Source organism: Comamonas serinivorans (assembly GCF_002158865.1).
In the GTDB taxonomy this organism is placed as follows: Bacteria; Pseudomonadota; Gammaproteobacteria; order Burkholderiales; family Burkholderiaceae_C; genus Comamonas_E; species Comamonas_E serinivorans.
This window is the reverse complement of the sequence record NZ_CP021455.1, coordinates 1,021,964-1,043,207: the sequence shown is the minus strand read 5'-3', so window position 1 is coordinate 1,043,207 and position 21,244 is coordinate 1,021,964. Positions and strand designations below refer to the sequence as shown.

Genomic DNA, 21,244 nt, shown 5'->3' with positions numbered 1-21,244 from the left:
CCGCCGGTCGCCTGCTGCAGGTCCGCGCTCACAGCAGACCAGCGCCGGACCGGGCACCGTGACCGGTGCCGGACACGCAGCCGCAAAGCCGGGGCGCCTGACAAGGTGTCTCGGCTTTGCCACATCCCGACCGACTGCCCGTGCCGGTCACGCCCTGCGGTTGGGGGCTCTGCCCCTCACCTGCCCACACACCCCATGACGCCCACCCATGTCCAAAGCTGATTTTTACGAAGTCCTCGGCGTGCCCAAGAACGCCAGCGATGAGGACATCAAGAAGGCCTACCGCAAGGCGGCCATGAAATACCACCCCGACCGCAACCAGGACAACCCGCAGGCCGAGGTCAAGTTCAAGGAAATCAAGGAAGCCTACGAGATCCTGTCGGACAGCAACAAACGCGCAGCCTACGACCAGTACGGCCATGCCGGCGTCGACCCCAACATGCGCGGCGGCGCGGGCGCCGACGGCTTCGGCGGCTTTGCCGACGCCTTCGGCGACATCTTCGGCGACATCTTCGGCCAGTCCCGCCGCGGTGGCGGCGGCCGCCAGGTCTATGCCGGCGCCGACCTGAACTACGGCATGGAGATCACGCTGGAAGAAGCGGCCGCCGGCAAGAACGCCGAAATCCGCATCCCGAGCTGGGATGAGTGCGCGACCTGCCATGGTTCGGGCGCCAAGGCCGGCACCAGCGCCAAGACCTGCGACACCTGCCATGGCCAGGGCGTGGTGCAAATGCGCCAGGGCTTCTTCAGCGTGCAGCAGACCTGCCCGCACTGCCGCGGCACCGGCAAGATCATCCCCGACCCCTGCACCGACTGCCGTGGCCAGGGCAAGATCAAGAGCCACAAGACGCTGGAGGTGAAGATCCCTGCCGGCATCGACGACGGCATGCGCATCCGCAGCACCGGCAACGGCGAGCCCAGCCCCAACGGCGGGCCCCCGGGCGACCTCTACATCGAGGTGCGCGTCAAGAAGCACGACATCTTCGAGCGCGACGGCGACGACCTGCACTGCGAGGTGCCGATCAGCTTCACCGCCGCGGCGCTGGGCGGCGAGATCGAAGTCCCCACCCTGGGTGGCAAGGCCGTGATCGACATCCCCGACGGAACCCAGACCGGCAAGCAGTTCCGCCTGCGCGGCAAAGGCATCAAAGGCCTGCGCGGCAGCTACCCCGGCGACCTCTATTGCCACGTGGCGGTGGAAACCCCGGTCAAGCTGACCGAGCACCAGCGCAAGCTGCTCAAGGAGCTGGACGAGTCGCTGAAAAAAGGCGGCGGCAAGCACACCCCGAGCGGCGACACCTGGCGCGACAAGCTGAAGGCCTTCTTCGGCGCGTGAGGCCTCCGGCCGGGCCCGCGCGCCTGGCGCGAGGCCCGGTCGCATGCCACCCGCTGGTCCGGCGCGCCGAACGACCATCGGCGCTGTCCAGGCCAGTGGTCCACAGTGGCGGTCCGGCGATGAGGCGTGTGGCCGGCGAGCCAGCCATGGCGCAAGCGGCGTGAACACCACTGCCGCGTCGTTTGCTACTCGGCCATTCAACTGCAGGCACTTGACTGACAGCAGTATGGGCTCATGCCCGTTCCATTTCGAACGGGCATGAACCCATACTGCCTTTCAAGTGATCTCTTGTGATGCATCGCACTTCGCGAGCCCAGCCTCAGCGGGCAGGGCCCGCCCGCCCACGTCGCCACGGGCGACACCGGCCATCATCACTCCATGCGAAAGCGCACGGGAATCTGCACCTGCGCGGGCGTGTAGTTGCCCGTCACCGCGCCAAACCGGCAGGCCCGCACCATGCGCAGGGCTTCGGCATCGAGCGCTTGGGCCGCTCGCGCCTCGGCCCCGTGCAAGGGCAGCTCGCCCACCGCGGCGCGCGCTGCGGCATTGGCCGCCGAGGCCACCACCTCAGCCTGTGTCACGCTGCCGTCCAGCGCCACCGTAGCACGCACCATCACCCGGCCCTCCACCTCAAGCCGTTGCGCCTGCGCGGGGTAGCTGGGCATGGGGCACTTGCGCGCCTCACTCTGCAATGGCCGCGGCTTGGCCGGCTCCAGCGTGGTGCAGGCCGACAGCAGGGCCACGATCCCCAGCCCCCACCCGCCACCCCACGCACACGGGGCGAGCCCTGGCAACGGGTTGAATCGGCGGCTCAGTGGCGGGTTCCGTGTGTGCATCGTCAGGCGGGTGGCATTCAGAAAACAGCAGTATGCGCGCACTCCCGTTCAGCATTGAACGGGAGTGGCCGCATACCCTCAGACGTTAAACGGGAAGTGGTGTCGAAAAGTGGCTACATAAGCGGATTCATTGGTATGGTTAGTCATCTTGTAGTCACTTCTATATACACTTTCCGAAACGCTGCCTGACCGCAGACAGGCTTTTGGCCTACCTGCACCGCCCGGATTCGCACGGATTTTTGGCTGCAAAAATTCCCTTTTGGGAATCCGTGACCGCTACCGGGTCGCCGTCTGAAACTTCCTGCATTGACTTTAAATATGCAGGAGGTAAGGACAATGCAAATTTTACGCCGCAAGGCCGTCTGCGAAAAGCTCGGCGGCATCAACGACGTAACGCTCTGGCGGATCACTCGCGACGATCCGACATTTCCTGCGTCCATCCAGATCAACAAGCGGGTTGTCGGATGGCTGGAGCACGAGATTGATGCGTGGCTCGGACAGAAGGCCGCTGCTGCCCGTGCTGCCAGCACGACGGCTGTCTACCCCTAAACCCTGCTCCCTTGCAGACTACGGCTCGGGAATTGCAGCCAATGCGCAGCTTGGACAAAGCCGCAGCCCTGGACGGGAACGAACTCGTCAACATGGCTGGGACTGGCCGCATCGACAAGTTGCAGCGATCAGCCTATCTCAAGACCAAGGGAATTAAACCGACCGAGCAGTTCCAGCTTGATCTACTTTTTCCAGACACCATCGGTGACCGAGAAGACCTGCGGCACATTCCAAATGACTACGCAAGGTCGTCCCTCTTCACGGTGGGCAACAAGAGTATGCCGCGCCGGACGCTCATGCACGAAAAGCTGTTCCACTATAACGATCACGTTTCAATCCTCTATACCGGCATCGAGCTTCGCGCCGAAGATGACGAAATCGTGTGGCTGCAAATCCTCAATTACGCCCAGCGCGTGACGCTCGGCGAGCCGTTCGAGTTTTCGGTCAAGGACTTGGTGGCCGACGTGGGATGGCACAAGAACGGTCGCTACTACGACAAGGCCCGTGAATGCATCAGCCGCTTGAAAGCAAATGAAGTGCTGGCTCTCAACACCAAGGCTTACGGAAAGAGCGGCGCTATCTCGCTCATTCAGAACTACACTGCGATCAACGGCGCGGATGGCAAGCCGACACATTACCGTGCGTGGATCGACCCCAACCTGATTGTGCTGTTCGCGGGTAACACCTTCACCAGTCATTCATGGGAAACCTACCGCAGCCTGTCGCCAGTGGCCCGTCGCTTGGCTGATTACATCGAGAGCCACAGGCATCCCTATCCCTTGGCATTGGCGAAGTTCCGCGCCATGTGCGGCTCGCACAACAAGGACGTTGCCGACTGGCGGCGGACGGTCAAGAAGGCGTGCGCGGAGGTGCAGGCCGTGAAGATCGCCAAGCTGGCCTTTCTCTCCAACGATGACCATATCCGCTGCGCAAACGACTAGGTCGATAGCCTGTCGAGCGATAGTACAAAAGGGCGCGCACGCGCCCTTTTGTGCTTTTTGGCAACACCGTCCACGCTCGATGCGCGACTTATCCACAGATAGGGTTGTTTTCGCGTGACAGATGACCCGGGAGGCGTGACAGATGGCCCATGGCAGTTTTGCATTTCATGGGTCAAGTGTCACGGTTTGGGGCTGAATCCTAAGAGATTTTGCCTGCCTCGCAGGCCCGCTTGTGGATAACCTGACCTGCCGACATCGAGAGGTCTGTAAAACCGGCCATTTCCGTGACAGATGACCCCGTATCGGTGACAGAGGAACCGGGTTTTGGGGCAAATCTGGTGACTGATGACCCAGAAAACCGTGACAGATGATCCGGGTTTTCGTGACAGATGACCCGCAACTCACGGGTCATAAACTCGCTCAACCAATTGATTTATATTGTTTATTTGTCATGAGCTACAAGACGCTAACCATCTTTTTAACCTTTCTTTAACCAAAGAGGCCTTCGCGCCTTCGGCGCTGCGCGTCAGACCGTGGGTAACGGCAAGCCGTTACCCACCGCCTTCCTTGCTGGCTACTCGCATTTTGAAAAATGCAGGGGCTACTTGGTTGTCGCTGTTTTCAGATGCCTCCGGCGGCCCTGCCGGGGGCCACTCGCCGCCGTGAGGCTCAGGGGGCAGGGGGGCGGGCTGCGCCCTTCGTCCCTGCCCCCTTGCCGATAGGCTAGGGTCGCTTCTGTCGCATCAAGAAAAATAACGGTTTCCCGCTTCGCGTGACCCTCCGTGATTTTTCTTGACCCGCCATCCACTCCCAGAGAGGAGCCGGAAAGCCGCTTTTCAAGTAGCCCCGTCATTTTTGAAATGACGAGTAGCCCGGCAAGGTAGCCGGTGGGCAGACCTGCGTACCCGCCAACGGCGGGCCGTCCATAGCCTTGTGCTGTGGGCGGGCAGGTTGTCCACGGGCGGACGCGCAGCGCCGGAACGGCGCGGAGAAACCTTCGCGGGGTGCCCCCTCTCCTCCCGGTCGCGCCCTTGATTGACTGTGTCGTTACGTTATCATAACGTAACAAGTTACGATGAAAGGAAGAAGCCATGCAGCAGGTCGTCACGCAGCAGGCGGTCGATGCCGCCGCTGATGCCATCGTCGCCGCTGGCGGCAAGCCCACCTTCCGGCTGATCCAGCAGCGCGTCGGCGGATCGTTCACCACGCTCAAGCCGATGCTGGCCTACTGGGAGGCTCGGCGCGAGAAAGGCGAAGAGGCCGCCGTGGAGGTGCCGGACGCCCTGCTCGCTCGCGGCGCTGACCTCGTGCGTACCATATACGCCGAGGTGGCCCAGCAAGCGCGAGTGGAATCTGAGGCGGTGCGCAAGGATGCCGAGGTCCGTGTGGGTGCGATGAAAGGCGAACTGAGCGAGGCGACCGAGGAAATCGCCCGGCTGGAAGCGCAGGATGCCGCTTGTGCCGATGAGCTGGCCGCATTGCGAGAGGCGAACCGGGCGCTGGAGTTGAAGGTTGGCCGTCTGGAAGAGCGTGCCGAGCATGCGACGCGTATGGAGGTCGAGCTTCGCGAGGCCCGTGCCGCCCTGGCTAAGGCCGAGCAGCAGGTGATCGACCTGCAAGCCCAGCTAGCCAAGGCTGGCGATGTCCAGCAGCAGCTTGCCAGCCTCGAAGAGCGTCTAGCGGCGGCTGGGGTAGCTCCGAAGGGCACTAAAGCGAAAGGCAAGGGTGAGTGATGCCGAACGCAGCGGAGTATCAGGCGCTTGCCGACGAGCTGCGGCAGATTGGCGCTGTATTCACCCAAGCCGCGAACTTGGGCGATCAGGAACTTGCCCTATGGGCTGTCGGAGCACTGTCGAGTGCCGCTGCCCGGCCTGCATGGTGGGCACGAGAAGCCGCAGACAACGAAGCGGCGGCTATTGCAGCCGCCGCCATCGTGAAAGCCCTGAGCGGCTGACCGTGGCTGGGGTGCCATTCGATCGGGAGCAGTTCGAGGATGTGCATACCCTGCCTTTGCGGGCAGAGATGGAACAAGACGGGCAGTGGGCGCGGGCGCAGTTGCAGGCCCGAGACCGTAGCGAAGTCAGCCTGCCGCTGGAGCTACCGATCTGGGTTACAAAAACACCGCTGTCCATCGAGGACATGAACGAGATAGCGGCGGCAGGCTGGGCGGGGAAGCTGGGCGACTCCGAGGGCAAGGCGTGATCCTGTCGCCCGTCTGCGGGCATTTGTTTGTGTTTCATCGTAGCCCTGCCGACTGTTCAGAAAACGGTGATTTTCTGAACATCGGCAGCGCACATGCCGAATAGCTGTCGGAAAGGTCGCCGACCTGTTAAAATTCCCGTCATTTTTTCATCGTCCGGCAATTGTCCATGAATCAACGGATTGGCTACGCCCGAGTTTCGACAGATGACCAAAACCTGGACTTGCAACGCGACGCGCTGCACCTCGCGGGAGTTCAGTCCATCTACGAAGAGACCGCGAGCGGTAAGACTGCTGGCCGCCCAGAGCTGGACCATTGCCTGAAGGCATTGCGAGCGGGTGACACTCTGGTGGTGTGGCGGCTGGATCGGCTTGGCCGCAGTTTGCCCGACCTCGTGCACATCGTCGCCGAGTTGGAAGAAAAGGGAATCGGCTTCGAGAGCATCGCCGAGAAGATCGAGACAACGAGCGCAGCCGGGAAGTTGGTCTTTCATGTCTTCGCTGCGTTGGCGGAGTTCGAGCGCAACCTGATCCGGGAACGCACTCGGGCAGGCTTGGCTGCCGCTCGTGCACGAGGCCGGGCCGGTGGCCGCAAGCCGAAGCTGGATACACGACAAATTCGGGAGATTAAGCGGCTGATGTCTGACCCGACCATCCCGGTCAGTCAGATCGCGGAACGCTACAAGGTCTCACGCACAACCATATACAAGGTGGCCCCCCGCAGCCCCGCATTCGCTGCTGACACGCAGGCGGATGGAAGCGGAGCCGAGCCACACCGGCGAGATGCCTCATGAACGCAGTAGAAATTGAATCAGCCGTCTCGGACTTGGCGCTCCAGCCCTTCGATGGGACGGAGTTCCCGTTTGCATTCCTACAAGCCTTCGGAAACAAGGAGACGACGATCAAGCGCCTGCGTTCGGGCGCATCGAACAAGTCCGACTTGGGCGGCGTGCTTCAAACGAACAACATTCACATCGCGGTTGCACAGCCGGGAGAGGTGACGAAGACGCTGGCTGCACTGAAGGCCAGCTCGGCAACGACCAGGGCGAAAGCACGCTTCATTCTAGCTACCGATGGCGAGGGGTTCGAAGCCGAGGACATGGAGACCGGGGAGACGGTCGCATGTACCTACCAGCAATTTCCGGATCACTTCGGCTTTTTCCTGCCGCTCGCCGGAATCACGACAGTCAAGCAGGTCCGCGATAGCTCTTTCGACATCCGGGCAACAAGTCGCTTGAACCGACTGTACGTCGAGTTGCTGAAAGACAATCCGGACTGGGGAGCCGCTGCACAGCGCCATGAGATGAACCACTTCATGGCGCGGTTGATCTTCTGCTTCTTCGCGGAGGACACCGACATCTTCAATGGTGAAGGTCTGTTCACTGCGACCATCGAGCAGATGAGCGCGCGGGACTCCTCGAACACGCACGAGGTGATCAGCGAAATCTTCCGCGCCATGAACACGAAGATCGCGGACCGGGCGAACGCGAAGCTGCCCCGCTGGGCCGATGGGTTTCCCTATGTGAACGGCGGACTGTTCTCGGGCAGCGTGGATGTGCCGAGATTCAGCAAGATCGCGCGCTCCTACCTTCTCCATATCGGCAGTCTGGACTGGACAAAGATCAATCCAGATATCTTCGGCTCGATGATCCAAGCGGTTGCGGATGACGAAGAGCGTGGGGAGCTCGGCATGCACTACACCAGCGTGCCGAACATCTTGAAGGTACTCAATCCGCTGTTCCTTGACGACCTACGGATGAAGCTTGAAGAGGCCGGTGACAACCCTCGCACGTTACTTAACCTCCGCAAACGTCTCGCGCGGATCAGAGTTTTCGACCCGGCATGCGGGTCAGGTAATTTTTTGGTCATCGCCTACAAGCAGATGCGGGAGATCGAAAACACGATCAACGAACGGCGTGGCGAACGTGGGCGCAAGAGTGACATTCCGCTGACCAACTTCAGGGGCATTGAGCTACGGGATTTCTCGGCTGAGATTGCACGTCTCGCGCTCATCATTGCTGAGTACCAGTGTGATGTGCTGTATCGGGGGCAGAAGGAAGCCTTGCTGGAATTTTTGCCTCTCAGCAATCAGAACTGGATCACCTGCGGCAACGCTCTGCAGTTGGATTGGCTTAGTGTCTGTCCCCCCACCGGCACTGGTGTAAAACTGCATGCCGATGACTTGTTTGAAACCCCGCTGAATCAGGCTCAAATTGATTTTGAGAATGAGGGCGGTGAAACCTATATCTGCGGCAACCCGCCGTATCTTGGCTCACGTGATCAGAAGGACGAGCATAAGGCTGAATTACAGGCTATTTTCGAGAAACGAGTTCAGAACTGGAAATCTCTCGATTATGTTGCCGCCTGGTTCATGAAGGCGGCTGACTACGGCATTAACACCCAGTCTACCGCCGCTTTCGTGTCCACCAACTCTATCTGCCAAGGCTTGCAAGTCCCGATTCTGTGGCCAGAAATCTTTGCCAGCGGTTGCCAGATTGAGTTTGCTCACACATCCTTTCGATGGGCCAACCTTGCCAGTAACAACGCAGGTGTGACCGTAGTCATCATTGGCATCACAAGGCAGCCGCGCAACCCGAGGCGCTTGTTCTCTCTGGATGATTCGGGGCAAACCATCGAGCGCCAATGCTCGCATATCAACGCTTATCTGGCAGCAGGCGAGAGCGCCATTGTAGACAAGGCTAGCCAACCTCTAGGCGTGCAGAGCGTAATGACCTTTGGAAACACGCCAATAGATGGCGGTCATCTGCTGCTCTCACGAGACGAGCGTGACGCTTTGCAACTCACGCCTGCGCAGAATAACCTCTTCGTTCGTAGAATTTATGGTTCGGCCGAACTTATCCGCGGCCTAGAGCGTTACTGCCTGTGGATCGAAGACAAAAATTTGGCTGAAGCACTGGCTATCCGTCCTATAGCTCAACGCATTCATAATGTGCGCAGTTTGCGGCTCAATGGCGGAAAAACGGCAAGAGACATCGCTGAAAAATCACACCAATTCCAAAGAATGTTTTTTGGCAAGCATTCAACGATTATTGTACCCAGCGTTTCCTCCGAATCCCGCAAATATCTGCCCTGTAGTTATGAGCCTGCCGGAACTATCGTTTCCAACCTCGCTTTTGCTCTCTACGATGCCCCGCTCTGGAATCTGGCGCTGATTGCCTCCCGCTTGCACCTTGTCTGGATTGCAACTGTTTGCGGCAAGCTGAAGACTGATTTTCGTTATTCCAATACCTTGGGTTGGAATACATTTCCCATTCCTACCCTCACCGAAAAAAACAAAGGCGACCTAACTCGTTGCGCTGAAGAAATTCTTCTTGCCCGAGAGGCGCATTTTCCAGCCACTATTGCCGAACTCTACGATCCGGAAAAAATGCCGGACAACCTGCGTGCGGCTCACGAGCGCAACGATGAGGTTCTGGAGCGCATCTACATTGGCCGTCGCTTCAAGAATGACACCGAGAGGCTAGAAAAGCTGTTTGAGCTTTACACAAAGATGATCGCCGTTTCTGGCAAAACTCCGAAGGCGAAGAAGGCGGCAACGGCATGAGTGATTATGTGTTGTTCCAAATGTGGGGGCCGTTTCGGCAGTCTCTGATCGATGGCCACCTCTTCTACGTTGAACAGGCGCGCAAGCGCCTGCTCTCCCAGTTTGACGACATTGAATCGGAGGCTGACAAGGCAGCCGAAGAGTGGCTGGAAAGAAGCCGCCACAACTTTGATCCTGACCGACATGACCCCGCGTCCTTCTATGAGGCTGCCAATGACGTGGGAATTGAGTTCTATAGTCTCCTGAGCGACATGCGGGATCAAACTCGTCTAAGCGTTGTGGCCGGGATGTTCCATGAATGGGATAAGCAGTTGCGCGACTGGCTCGTGCGGGAAATAGGGCACTGGCATCGTGGAGACAATACGACCTTGAAGGTCTGGTCTGCGGATTTCGGCCAGATCGTCGACTTGTTGGACTGCCTCGGCTGGAAAATTCGCGGCGCTCGCTATTTCCCCACGCTTGATGCGTGCCGTCTGGTGGTGAATGTCTACAAGCATGGCGAGGGGAAGTCTCTCGTCGATTTGAAACAAGATTACCCCGAATATCTTGATGACCCATTCCAAGGTGCTGGTGGCGTCATATCTGGCGTTGAATATCGTGATCACACACACCTGAAGGTGAGTGATGCGCAATTTCAGGCATTCTCGGACGCTATTGTGGCGTTCTGGCAGGACGTTCCAGAAAACGTATTTGCTTCCCAAACCACCGACGTGCCCGGCTGGCTTGAGAAAGCCATTTTGAATGACAACGCCAAACGAAAACAGGCGAGCCAGAAATGACTGAAATTTTCAAGAATGCCGTTCCATCCGTCTCGGTTTCTTATGCCCGCAACGGAAGTTCATCAAAAGCAAACGCGCTCGGTATGCGCCCGATGCAGGAGCGCGCATATGAGCGACGCGGTGAGCAGTATTTGCTCATCAAGTCGCCGCCAGCCTCTGGCAAGAGCCGGGCGTTGATGTTCATTGCTCTCGATAAGCTCCACAACCAAGGGTTGAGGCAGGCGATCATCGTTGTGCCGGAAAAGTCCATTGGTTCCAGTTTTTGCGATGAACCTCTGAGTAAGTTCGGCTTCTGGACCGATTGGTGCGTGGAGCCGAAATGGAACCTGTGCAATGCGCCCGGCTCGGACAACGGCGGCAAGGTCAAGTCACTTGGCGCATTCCTTGAGAGCAATGACCAAGTATTGGTCTGCACCCATGCCACATTCCGCTTCGCGGTCGATCACTTTGGGGTGGAGGCGTTCGACGGGCGGCTAATTGCGGTGGATGAGTTCCATCATGTTTCGGCCAACCCGGACAACAAGCTTGGCTTGCATCTTGGGCAATTTATCGCTCGCGACCGGGTGCACATCATCGCGATGACCGGTTCGTACTTTCGGGGTGACGCCGAGGCCGTGCTGGCACCACAGGACGAGTCGAAGTTCGATACCGTCACCTATACCTACTATGAGCAACTCAATGGCTACGAGTACCTGAAGCAGCTCGACATCGGCTACTTCTTCTACTCGGGCTCCTACGCCGATGACATCCTCAAGGTGCTCGACCCAGCCGAGAAAACCATCATCCACATCCCGAACGTCAACTCTCGCGAAAGCACGAAGGACAAGATCAGGGAGGTCGAGCACATCATCGAGGAACTGGGTGAATGGCAAGGGACCGATCCAGCGACTGGCTTCCAATTGGTCATGACCCCTAATGGGCGGCTTCTTCGGATCGCTGACCTGGTGGATGACGACTCAGCCAAGCGCGACGTGGTGGCCGCTGCGTTGAAAGACCCGGCACAGAAGAACAACCGCGATCACGTAGACATCATCGTCGCCCTCGGCATGGCGAAAGAAGGCTTCGACTGGATTTGGTGCGAACACGCGCTGACAGTTGGCTATCGGTCCAGCCTCACTGAAATCGTGCAGATCATCGGTCGCGCGACCCGCGATGCGCCGGGTAAGACTCGCGCCCGCTTTACCAATCTGATCGCCGAGCCCGACGCTTCGGAGCAGGCCGTAACCGAAGCGGTGAACGATACGCTTAAGGCCATCGCCGCTAGCTTACTCATGGAGCAGGTGCTTGCGCCTCGCTTCGAGTTCAAGCCGAAACATCCGACCAACGAGCCCGCACCGGGGTTCGACTATGGCGACGGGGGATATGACCCGGACAAGTGTAATGTGGGCTTCAATCACGACACCGGGCAGTTCCAGATCGAGATCAAGGGACTGTCCGAGCCCAAGAGCGACGAAGCTGCCCGCATCTGTCGGGAAGACCTGAACGAAGTTATTGCAACCTTCGTTCAAGACAAGACCACCATTGAGCGCGGCCTGTTTGATGAAGAGCTGGTCCCGGAGGAGCTGACTCAGGTTCGGATGGGCAAGATCATCAAGGAGAGGTATCCGGACCTTGATGAAGAGGATCAGGAAGCAGTGCGTCAACATGCTATCGCCGCCCTCAACCTGACGCAGCAGGCCAAGCAACTTGCACTTGGTGGCCAAGGCAATGGCGAGCCTGCCGTCAACACAGCCCTCATTGATGGGGTGCGCAAGTTTGCGATGGACGTGCGGGAGTTGGACATCGACCTTATCGACCGCATTAATCCGTTCAGCGAAGCCTACGCGATTCTCGCCAAAACGATGAGCGAGGAGAGCCTGAAACAGGTCGCAGCAGCGATTGCGGCCAAACGCACCGGATTGACGCCCGACGAGGCAAAGGAACTCGCTGTCCGGGCAGTCAAGTTCAAAAAAGAGCGTGGCCGTTTGCCGTCGATCAGTTCAACTGACGCCTGGGAGAAGCGAATGGCTGAAGGGGCCGCCGCCTTCGTTCGATTCAAAGACGAGGGGCGCTATGATTGATCTGAACGAGCTGCGAGAAGAACTGGCCGAGTACGCAGTACCCAAAAGGGAAGGCGGGCGCTCGGTGCGCGAGGAGCGCATCATCGCGGGATTCGAGGAAATTCAGCGGTTTGTTGAGGGGCACGGGCGCACTCCGCAGCACGGCGAAGACAAGGACATATTCGAACGGTTGTACGCTGTTCGCTTGGATCGTCTGCGTGCGATGGATGAGTGCCGAGCCCTCCTTGCTCCACTCGATCATCAAGGGCTCCTAAGCGGGGCTGAAATCGCTCAGGCAGATTCAGTGGAATCGATGGATGATGAAGAGCTGCTCGCCGAACTCGAAGGCGCGGCAGGCCCATCCGATATCACCGAACTGCGCCATGTTCGCTCCAGGGCCGAGATACGGGCGGCAGAGGAAATCGCAAACCGCGAGAGATGCGAGGATTTCGACCGCTTCCAGCCTCTGTTTCAGCAGGCGGAGAGCGAACTCAAGTCGGGCATCAGGCAGACGCGCCCCTTCGGCAGAGATGCAAGCGTCACGACAGGTAACTTCTTCATTCTCGGTGGACAGCTTGTCTACGTCGCTGAAATGGGGGATGTGTTCCGAACACCGAATGGTGAGCCGGACGCGCGGCTCAGGGTCATCTACTCGAATGGCACTGAAAGCAATCTCCTGCTCAGGTCTCTGCAACGCGCCTTATACAAAGATCAGGCCGGGCGCAGATTGACAGACCCGAACGCTGGGCCACTGTTCAGCGAGACCTGGGAAGAGGATGACATTGCGAGCGGCACCATCTACGTGCTGCGCAGCTTGTCCAGTCATCCCTTCGTTGCGGAACACCGGGAGCTGATTCATAAGATTGGAGTCACGGGCGGCAAGGTCGAAAGCCGCATAGCCAACGCGGCGCACGATGCTACCTACCTGCTGGCGGAGGTGGAGGTTGTCGCCAGCTACAAGCTGGCGGGTGTCAACCGCACAAAGCTGGAAGGCATCTTCCACCGCATCTTCGCGCCGGCGCAGCTCGACCTCACCATTCAAGACCGTTTCGGCCACCCCGTCAGGCCGAGGGAATGGTTCCTTGCACCGCTCCATGTGATCGACGAAGCGGTGCGGCGCATTCTGGATGGCTCAATCAGCGATGTGGTCTATGACCCGAAGACTGCCCGGTTGGTAGGTTAGCTCGTGCAACGCCCTGCTAACCAAAGAGGTGGACATGGCACTCCCATCCTTCGATAACTCGTGGCGAGACAGCCAGAGCGTGAAACCGCGCATTCTGGTGTTGGAGGTCAAGGACAAGGAGCGCCCGGAGGCCGAGGCACTGGGCTGGGTGTTGGTCGAGCGGGAGGAAACCTATCGGCGCGATCCTCGTGACGGGACGATCTACGAGGCGTCGATCCGCCTCTCGTATCAGCGCATCACCGCCAAGTTTTCGCACCGGGACGGCGGAAAAGGGCGGTTTGATGGCAGCTACTCGTGCAACTTCAACTCTGTCTCGCTGACATCGCCCTCGATGTCGAAGGGGGCGGTGTTTCTTGATCTGCCAGGGCTGGATGGCCAGCGGATCGGCACCTACCTGATGAATGAGATTGTCCAGTGGGTGCAACAGTGGCCCGAGGCGACCGTCAACAGCATCGAGCTGCTGGCCGGGCAGGCTCACGGTGACAACAAGGCGCGCCGCAACTGGTTTTATGAGCAGTTCGGGCTGGTCTTCGACTACACCGACCCCGAACATCGCGAAGGGCGATCCCGCCCCATGCAGGCCGGGGCATTGGCCACAGTCGAAACGTGGAAGCAGAACATCGTCGAGCACCGGATGCTCGATTATCTGGCGGCTGTCCTCTATGCCGAGGAGCGTGCCACATCGGAGTTACAGGCGCGCGAACGAGCGTGTACCCAGTTGATCGCTGAACAGAAGAAGGCAGAGGCCCGGCCCTTGCGCTGGGCGTTGAGACAACTGTACTACCGCTATGCCAACACGGTGTTCGCCGGGCTCGTCCTGACCATCGCGGTCGGCATAGTGTGGGTCAAGATGAAGGCGTAAGGGAGCGCATGTCCGATCTGACTGGGAGCGAGCGTCGAAAGCTGGAAAAGCTGCTTGGCATGGGCGGCGGGTACGTCCTGAACTTTTCCGACCGCACCTTTGGCGATTTCTTCGATGAGTACCGAGTCGAGATCGATGCCGAGAGGTACAAGGCACGGGGCACTTCCAAGGCCAACAGGATGCGCACGTTCTGGGATGCGGATGGCAATCATGTCGTGGGGCGTGTCATTGGCGGGTTGATCGACTATGCGACCGATGAGCAGTGCTTTGGCGACAGCAACCCTCTACTCATCGACGACTGTCGGAAGATCGCCCAGCGGCTTCTCAGTGACCAGCCAGTGGCCGAATTGGATGCGCTGACCGCCATCGCTGATGAACGGGATTTCGAGGTGGTGGCAGAGCATGTTCGCGAAGTCATCGAGAAGAACCAGCCCGAGGGCGGGCTGGATCGACTGCATACTTTCGTCAACAAGTTCATCCGCGTGACGTGCGAGCCACACGGCATCACGATCACTCGTGACAAGCCGCTGCACAGTGTCTTCGGCGAGTACGTCAAGGCGCTACGAGATGGCGGACATCTTGAGTCGGCCATGACCGAGCGCATCTTGAAGTCCAGTATCTCGGTGCTCGAAGCCTTCAATGACGTGCGCAACAACAAGAGCCTCGCGCACGACAACCCTATCCTCAACTACGAAGAAAGCCTGCTGATCTTCAATCACGTCGCGGCGTCGATCCGCTTCATCAAGGCGCTGGAGACAAAGATCAAGACAAAGGCCAAGGCGGCAGAGCAACACGCATCACGACTTCCGTGGGCTGACGACATCCCGTTCTAGGCATTGCCCCCCCCAGCACGACGGACGCCCAGCGGGGCATATCAGACAGCGATTTCAACTTGAGCCTGAACGATATTCTCAACCACGGAATAGATATCGACCGTCTCATCTGGCACCTCGATGCTGACGATCAGGCTATAGCGAACACTGTTCTGCCAGCGATCTTGTGCTGCGCGGTATTTCCACCAGCCTCCCACAGGGTAAACGGCGATTGTTTGCATGTCCGCCAAGGCGGCGGCAGAACCAGTCCAGACATCGGAGTGCAGCGAGCCTCGCGTCCGAAGCTGAGGGCCAAATTGCCAACCATCTGCATCACCTTCCGGACCGATGTAGTCTTCTGCATCTGCAAGCGCATTGATAAACGCTCGGAAATTCTCAAGCGACTGGCCCGGCCGGATGACCTCGAAACGCAGGCCATGAGACTGGTAACTATATCGTTGCCTATAGCCTCTCCGGCCAGGATTGGGCTCAATGAAGTACGAGAGCGTTACCCTCAGCTTCACCTCTAGCTCTGGGGCGAGCTGGCGCAAAATATCCGCCGGCCACGGCAGCTCATACAGCTGCATCTCGTTAAGCTTGGGATCGGTAGAGCCAGAGGCATCTGCGTTCTTGGTGAATGGCTGAAGATGATCTTGTGCGACCAGCGTCAATTCATGACCGGCGCTATAGCGCGCACGCTCAAGGTTGGTAACGCCGTATCCAACGCTCCTAAGCATCGTCTCTTTGGCGACCTTGGGGCTGTGGTGGCCACTGAGAACTCCGAAACGTTCCCACATGCGCTCAGTCCACTCTGCCGAGTGTGCCAGGAGGCCACGAACTGTCTCCGGCCAATAGTCCGGGTATTCATCCATGAGAATAGCCGCTTGGCGTGAAACCAATGCACAGGCGGCGCTTGTATCGGCGGATACCTCAAAGAGTTGACCGGCCGTCTTTCCGGATGTTGTCAGAAGAGAAACTGAGTCAGCATCGGATACAGTCGTCCCATCGGGAGACAACAAACGATTGCCGCCCTCCGCTACAACATCAGGTTTATAGGGTGCCTGCTTCTTCCAACTCCAATTGACAGACGACCTAGAGGCAGGAGCTGCATCTCCAGCTCGGGCAAAGGGCGACCACCCATCAAAGCTCGGGTCATCATTGGTTGTCTTCTCGGTGTATGCCCCAACCGTCAGGGCATTCCATGCCTGCGCCGGGTCTTCTATCTCCGCAAGATGTAGCTGCTCCCAGTGGTCCACGTTTGGCAGGAGGGAGCGATTGTTACCGGCTGAGATCACGAAAAGTCGTTGTCGCCCGTCCTCTGCGCCCGACGAGAATTGATCAATTTCCGCTGACCATGAGGTAGGGATTCCGCCTTCCTTTTCCGAGTCGGCCGTTACTGCCAAGGAATAGACGCGCCGCCATTCGGGTCTCGTTGCTTCCAGTTTGTATGCGGTACCTACAGTAATTGCGCCGTACAGTTCCGGGTCATTCGCACCTCGTGGCGGTAAAATACGCCCTGATTCAATGCGATGCTGTAGAGGTATTTCAGACCGACTCACCAGCGCGTCATGCAAATCCCCGAATGTCGCCAAACCGGCTTGTCTGGAGCCATGGTCATTGACCTCATCGTAACGCGGCCACTGCGGCTGCCATGTTTCCGATTGCGGCTGATTGCAGACAGAAGATAGCAATGGATGATTGTAGTTTACGCCGGTATCGAGAATGGCTACAGAAACGGATGCCTCGTCCGAAATTTTCAACCGTGCGGCCAAATCGTCCGCCCATTCACGCTGTTCTTTTGGCGAAGACTCCACCAAGACGTTCGGAGTTTCCTTGGCGCGCCGCAGTTCCTCAAGCGAAGAGATTAACTCGGGGGCACGTTCCAACTGTTGAGAGGAAGCTCTGATCAGAAATACCATGCTATCGAAGAAACTTAGCGAGGTATTTCCGAGTCGCCCGCCGATCCTCTCTGATAGCTGTGCCGCAATGATTTGCGGGTCTTCGCCGTTACGTCGTTTGAGCCAAAGCTCCCACCAAATCTGTTGATTGGAGTCCTGGGGGAATAGGCTGGGGTCATCAGTCCAAAATGCACGCAGGTCCGCCAAGCGCATTTCGGCGATACTGTCGATCAAATTATGATTGCGAGGACCACCTTTCCCATCTTTATCCGGGTCAAGATATTGCGTGACCTTCCTTTGAAACGTTTCTCGACGAGTCTCAGGAATAAATACCAGAGCAACCTCGCGATCGCCAACCTTGCGGCAAGCGTGCAACCTGAAGTCCCGCGTATCTAGGCTGTCTAGAGGCAACTTGATGCCGGGGACCCCGACGATCTCTACAAATATCCCCACATCTTCTGTGATTGGTGGCTCGGCATTCTGCCGTTTCCCATCGTACTGCTGCATTAGATCGGCGTATCTGGCTGACAACTGCTGGCCGTGTGGAATCCGATCTTGAAGAGGAATGGCTGGGTTTCTACCAGTTCTGCGCGATCTAAAATCTTCGTTGGACAGAAAACCTTCGATCAGAAGGTGCCGCTTCTGGTCTGGCATAACCACTCCTTATTCTTTGCCAGCTTGACGTTGCTCAATCGCCTTCAATACAAGCGTGGTAGAGAGTTTCTTGTCATGATGAAGAACCGCCTCTTTCGCCGCATCTTCGCAGGCTCGTGTCACTTCCGCAGCGCTCAGGCCGTGAGCTGCCGCAGTAACCTCATTCCAAGCAAGAGATCGGGTCTCGAACATGGCCAGTCGGTTCTCGATAATCTTCTGAATTTGGTCATCGCACGGCTTCTCAAACCGAATGATGTCGTCAAATCTGCGATAAAGCGCCTTGTCTAGAAGCTCGGGATGGTTGGTCGCGGCGACGATAATGCTTTCGGAGTCGTCCTGCTCCACGAAAAGAAGAAACGAGTTCAAAACGCGCCGAATTTCCCCTACATCGTTTTGCGCTCCGCGCTGGGTACCGATGGCATCGAACTCGTCGAAGAGATAGACCGCCCGAGTTTGCTTGATGTGATCAAAGACAAGTCGCAGCTTTGCTGCGGTTTCCCCCATGAACCTAGTAATCAAACTATCAAGAACAATCGTATAGAGCGGTAGCTTCAGCTCTGTCGCAAGCACAGAGGCAGACATTGTCTTTCCCGTTCCTGGCGGTCCGGTGAACAGGAGCTTGCGTCTCGGGAGCAATCCAAATTGGGAAAGGCGATCTTTTTGTCGTTGTTCAAGCAGTACGCGATGGAGGCGCTCCAGAACCTCGGCACCGAGGACCAGTTCGCCAATTCTTACTGTCGAGTGCGTAAGCTCAAGCAATCCCCTTAAATCGCCTTTGGGTTGCTGAACAAGTGGCGTTGGTTTTACCGGCGCGAGCCCCAAGTTGCTATTAACTTGGGATTTTTCAACCATCTCCTTGATATCGCTGGCCAGTTTACGATGGCCTTGGCGAGCCTCTTGAGCTGCGACCTGCAAAGCCGTAGCGTAGAAGCGCTGATCGTCCCGATCAGCATGGCTTCTTAAAAGTGCTTTAATTTGCTCGGCTGTGGCCATTTTTTCACCAATACTCTTATCTCATAATCCTAACGCATTACGGGCCATCTGACCCTTTCCCCTTTCGTGCTGCCGGGGGGAGCGGGATGAAGTTTGGCAACGCCGCCACCCGCTCTTGCGCATCTTCTATCTCTGCCGCCAGCATCGGATCATCGTAAAGACTTACAACCAGATCATCCGGGGTTGGGGTTTCGTCTTTCGATGGACGCCCACGCCCTCTGCTTGGCCTTGGGTAACCTGCTTTCTCAAGCGCCTTTGCCAGCACGTCCAGAGCCTCCCAAATCCGCTCGGGCCGCACTGGGTCCGCCCCGGCCAGAAGCGCCTTTGCGGCCCATCCCATGTGCTCTGCGGCATGCAGCAAATGATGGCGCTGCGCGAGTTCCTGACGCTGCTGATCCCGCTCAGCAATCCACTCCTTGAACTCGTGATGCTCCGCATCAGTGAGCAGGCTGTCGAGTTCTGGCGGTAACTCTGTTGCCCAACGATCCAGCGTACCAATGACGACCTGCTTTGAGCGCCGTTTCTCAGGATCATAGGCATACCGCAGCAGGGAGACGGTCTTGCCCTGCCTAATCCGCCCATCTTTGCCTTTGTAGGTCTGCACCCGTATTTGCATGAAGACCGCTTTTCCCTATCCGCTAATTTTCAAGATGATAAGGCCAATACGATGCCGCGGAAAGCCCTGCCTCATGTCTCCAGCCTGATGCCGTTCCATAGCGGTTCCTCAAGCATGAACAGGCGAAGTGCATCCTCACCCGCCTGCGTAACTGCCTGGAGTCCTTCAAGTGGCAGCACTCTGTTCTCGCTTGGGTCTGTCTGGACCCGGATACCCAGCTTGATGATGGACGCGGTAGTGCTCCAGCTCAGGTTCTTCGAACCTGCTTCCAGCATGGAGAACATCACGCAGCGCATCGCGGTTGTCACGTTGCGAGCGTCTACATCATGATCGTTGCGGGTGCTGCATGGGATTCCAAACATGCAAAGCGTTTTCACCAACTGCGCCGCTGTGCGCTTTTGCCGCAATCGGGAGATGTCTGCCTGTTCGCCCTTGATAACCTGAGCCAGCGCGGCGGCATCATGCTCCAACTCTTCCAGTGCGAGCAGTCGCGTAGAGAGCGGAATGGTTTGCCGGTAGTTGCTGTCCAGGCTGGCGGCGTCCTTTGCCTCAAGACTGTTGAGTGCGCCGCGTAGCCGACGAGCGTCGGACGCTACCTTTTCAAGCGCTCGGATGCGCGAAGTATCGGGCGGCGTATCGGTGATGCTCCAGCCGTTCGACAGAAGCCGGAAAAGCAGCTTTTTGTGATCGCTGGACAGGGCGCGCACTGACTCGCAGCGCAAGATTTCCTTCAGCAGGCTGAAGCGGAGCTGTCGCCGCTCTCTCTGGTCGACGGCTTGCTGACCCTTAGTTCTTGCCATTGAGCGCCTCCCGCTTCCAGAGTTCGAGCTTGTCCGCCCACGCCTGCATCATCTCGCGCCTCTCGTCGAGATAGGTGGCATGGTTGTACGTCCGGCGCACAGAATTCGGCTCGGCGTGGGCAAGCTGGGCTTCAATGGCGTCGGGACGGTAGCCCATTTCATTCAGGCGGGTGCTGCCCGTCGTTCTCGTGCCGTGTGGGCTGTAGGTGCCGCTCCAGCCAAGCGCTTTGAGCGCCTGCCGGATTGAATGCGCAGACATCGGTTTGTTGCGGTCATCCCGGCCGGGGAAAATATGCATCCGGTCGCCGCTGATAGCGTGCAATCGACGCAGCATTTCTACGGCTTGTCGTGGCAACGGCACCACGTGTTCGCGTCGAGCCTTCATGCGGCGAGCGGGGATGCACCATAGCGCCTTGTCGAGATCGAACTCGGCCCATTCTGCCTCCGCAGCCTCGCCTGGGCGAGCGAGCGTCCACCACATCAATTGGATGCAGAAATTCACCTGATAGCCGCAACGGTGGTTGTCGAAGTCCGTGAGCAACTTGCCGATCTGCGCCGTGGTCAGCGCGGTCTTGTGTTGTGTCTTGTTGGCGGGTAACGCCTTGCGGACGGGCCAGACAGGATCGTTATCTGCCCGCAAGGTGGCAACCGCCAGCTCGAAAATGCCGGACATGGTGCGCTTGGCTTCGGCAGCCACGGTCGGCGCGCCGCGCTTCGCCGTCTTGCTGAGGATGTCTAGGACGTGTGCAGGCGTGATTTGCCGCACGGGCATCTTGCCGATAGAGGGAAAGACCACCCGTTGCAGCATGTCCAGCCTGCGGCGTTTGGTGACTTCCTCCCAGTCCTTCAAGGCCAGCCATTCTTTAGCCACCGCCTCGAATGTGTTGGCAGAGTCCTGTTCTCGCTTGATCCGTTCGACCTGTCTGTTCTGAACGGGGTTGATGCCCTGTTTGACCAGCTTCCGCGCCTCTTCGCACTTATCCCTAGCTTCTGCGAGGCTGACACTGGGGTAGTCGCCAAGCGCGAACCATGACCCCTTGCCCGCAAGTTTGAAGCGGTAGCGCCAAGCCTTGACGCCATTGGGTTTGACTTCGAGGTAGAGACCGCGAAAGTCGTTCAGGCGGTAAAGCTGCTCCTTCGGTTTGGCAGCACGGCAGTGGGCATCAGTGAGCACGGCAGCAT

Annotated in this window: 18 protein-coding genes; 12 read left to right on the top strand and 6 right to left on the bottom strand. The window is 58.3% G+C overall.

What is annotated here, in order from left to right:
• The first annotated feature begins 208 nt into the window (after nucleotides 1-208).
• On the top strand, nucleotides 209-1,336 hold the full coding sequence (dnaJ, locus tag CCO03_RS04385) for a molecular chaperone DnaJ (protein WP_087277721.1): 1,128 nt from the start codon (nucleotides 209-211) through the stop codon (nucleotides 1,334-1,336).
• Nucleotides 1,337-1,707: 371 nt separating this feature from the next.
• Here the strand turns inward: dnaJ and CCO03_RS19500 are convergent, their stop codons facing one another.
• Nucleotides 1,708-2,001, bottom strand: a complete 294-nt coding sequence (locus tag CCO03_RS19500) for a TonB family protein (protein ID WP_157667494.1) — start codon at nucleotides 1,999-2,001, stop codon at nucleotides 1,708-1,710.
• Between the two features lie 507 nt (nucleotides 2,002-2,508).
• Between CCO03_RS19500 and CCO03_RS04375 the strand changes: the two genes are divergently transcribed.
• From CCO03_RS04375 to CCO03_RS04325, 11 genes are all read left to right on the top strand, one after another.
• The gene (locus CCO03_RS04375; RefSeq protein WP_012077419.1) at nucleotides 2,509-2,721 is read left to right on the top strand and encodes a helix-turn-helix transcriptional regulator; all 213 of its coding nucleotides are present in this window, start codon (nucleotides 2,509-2,511) and stop codon (nucleotides 2,719-2,721) included.
• Between the two features lie 41 nt (nucleotides 2,722-2,762).
• Nucleotides 2,763-3,662, top strand: coding sequence for a plasmid replication initiator TrfA (trfA, locus tag CCO03_RS04370; RefSeq protein ID WP_012077418.1), 900 nt, complete (start codon nucleotides 2,763-2,765; stop codon nucleotides 3,660-3,662).
• A 1,091-nt stretch (nucleotides 3,663-4,753) separates the two neighbouring features.
• Nucleotides 4,754-5,395 (top strand): DNA-binding protein, encoded by a 642-nt coding sequence (locus CCO03_RS04365; protein WP_012077417.1) that lies wholly within the window; start codon nucleotides 4,754-4,756, stop codon nucleotides 5,393-5,395.
• A gap of 142 nt (nucleotides 5,396-5,537) precedes the next feature.
• The gene (locus CCO03_RS04360; RefSeq protein WP_157667493.1) at nucleotides 5,538-5,864 is read left to right on the top strand and encodes a hypothetical protein; all 327 of its coding nucleotides are present in this window, start codon (nucleotides 5,538-5,540) and stop codon (nucleotides 5,862-5,864) included.
• A 167-nt stretch (nucleotides 5,865-6,031) separates the two neighbouring features.
• On the top strand, nucleotides 6,032-6,655 hold the full coding sequence (locus tag CCO03_RS04355; protein ID WP_033989002.1) for a recombinase family protein: 624 nt from the start codon (nucleotides 6,032-6,034) through the stop codon (nucleotides 6,653-6,655).
• Nucleotides 6,652-9,426 (top strand): class I SAM-dependent DNA methyltransferase, encoded by a 2,775-nt coding sequence (locus CCO03_RS04350; RefSeq protein ID WP_033989003.1) that lies wholly within the window; start codon nucleotides 6,652-6,654, stop codon nucleotides 9,424-9,426. The genes CCO03_RS04355 and CCO03_RS04350 overlap by 4 nt, the downstream gene beginning before the upstream one ends.
• Entirely contained in the window at nucleotides 9,423-10,205 is a 783-nt protein-coding gene (locus CCO03_RS04345) for a BAR domain-containing protein (protein WP_033989004.1), read from the top strand. The genes CCO03_RS04350 and CCO03_RS04345 overlap by 4 nt, the downstream gene beginning before the upstream one ends.
• Entirely contained in the window at nucleotides 10,202-12,265 is a 2,064-nt protein-coding gene (locus tag CCO03_RS04340; protein ID WP_087277712.1) for a DEAD/DEAH box helicase, read from the top strand. The genes CCO03_RS04345 and CCO03_RS04340 overlap by 4 nt, the downstream gene beginning before the upstream one ends.
• On the top strand, nucleotides 12,258-13,427 hold the full coding sequence (locus tag CCO03_RS04335; protein WP_087277709.1) for a GIY-YIG nuclease family protein: 1,170 nt from the start codon (nucleotides 12,258-12,260) through the stop codon (nucleotides 13,425-13,427). Before CCO03_RS04340 ends, CCO03_RS04335 begins: the two co-directional genes overlap by 8 nt.
• A gap of 34 nt (nucleotides 13,428-13,461) precedes the next feature.
• The gene (locus CCO03_RS04330) at nucleotides 13,462-14,289 is read left to right on the top strand and encodes a hypothetical protein (protein WP_012077397.1); all 828 of its coding nucleotides are present in this window, start codon (nucleotides 13,462-13,464) and stop codon (nucleotides 14,287-14,289) included.
• Nucleotides 14,290-14,297: 8 nt separating this feature from the next.
• Nucleotides 14,298-15,122, top strand: coding sequence for an abortive infection family protein (locus CCO03_RS04325; protein WP_033989007.1), 825 nt, complete (start codon nucleotides 14,298-14,300; stop codon nucleotides 15,120-15,122).
• A gap of 41 nt (nucleotides 15,123-15,163) precedes the next feature.
• Here the strand turns inward: CCO03_RS04325 and CCO03_RS04320 are convergent, their stop codons facing one another.
• The 5 genes from CCO03_RS04320 to CCO03_RS04300 all read right to left on the bottom strand — a co-directional run bounded on the left by CCO03_RS04320 (nucleotide 15,164) and on the right by CCO03_RS04300 (nucleotide 21,236).
• Nucleotides 15,164-17,653 (bottom strand): S8 family peptidase, encoded by a 2,490-nt coding sequence (locus CCO03_RS04320; RefSeq protein WP_058129606.1) that lies wholly within the window; start codon nucleotides 17,651-17,653, stop codon nucleotides 15,164-15,166.
• Nucleotides 17,654-17,662: 9 nt separating this feature from the next.
• Entirely contained in the window at nucleotides 17,663-18,646 is a 984-nt protein-coding gene (locus CCO03_RS04315; protein ID WP_033989010.1) for an AAA family ATPase, read from the bottom strand.
• Between the two features lie 37 nt (nucleotides 18,647-18,683).
• On the bottom strand, nucleotides 18,684-19,250 hold the full coding sequence (locus CCO03_RS04310) for a hypothetical protein (protein WP_205690360.1): 567 nt from the start codon (nucleotides 19,248-19,250) through the stop codon (nucleotides 18,684-18,686).
• An 83-nt stretch (nucleotides 19,251-19,333) separates the two neighbouring features.
• The gene (locus tag CCO03_RS04305; RefSeq protein WP_169717453.1) at nucleotides 19,334-20,062 is read right to left on the bottom strand and encodes a hypothetical protein; all 729 of its coding nucleotides are present in this window, start codon (nucleotides 20,060-20,062) and stop codon (nucleotides 19,334-19,336) included.
• Nucleotides 20,049-21,236: a tyrosine-type recombinase/integrase gene (locus CCO03_RS04300; RefSeq protein ID WP_033989012.1), complete on the bottom strand. Its 1,188-nt coding sequence runs from the start codon at nucleotides 21,234-21,236 to the stop codon at nucleotides 20,049-20,051. The genes CCO03_RS04305 and CCO03_RS04300 overlap by 14 nt, the downstream gene beginning before the upstream one ends.
• Between the last annotated feature and the right edge of the window lie 8 nt (nucleotides 21,237-21,244).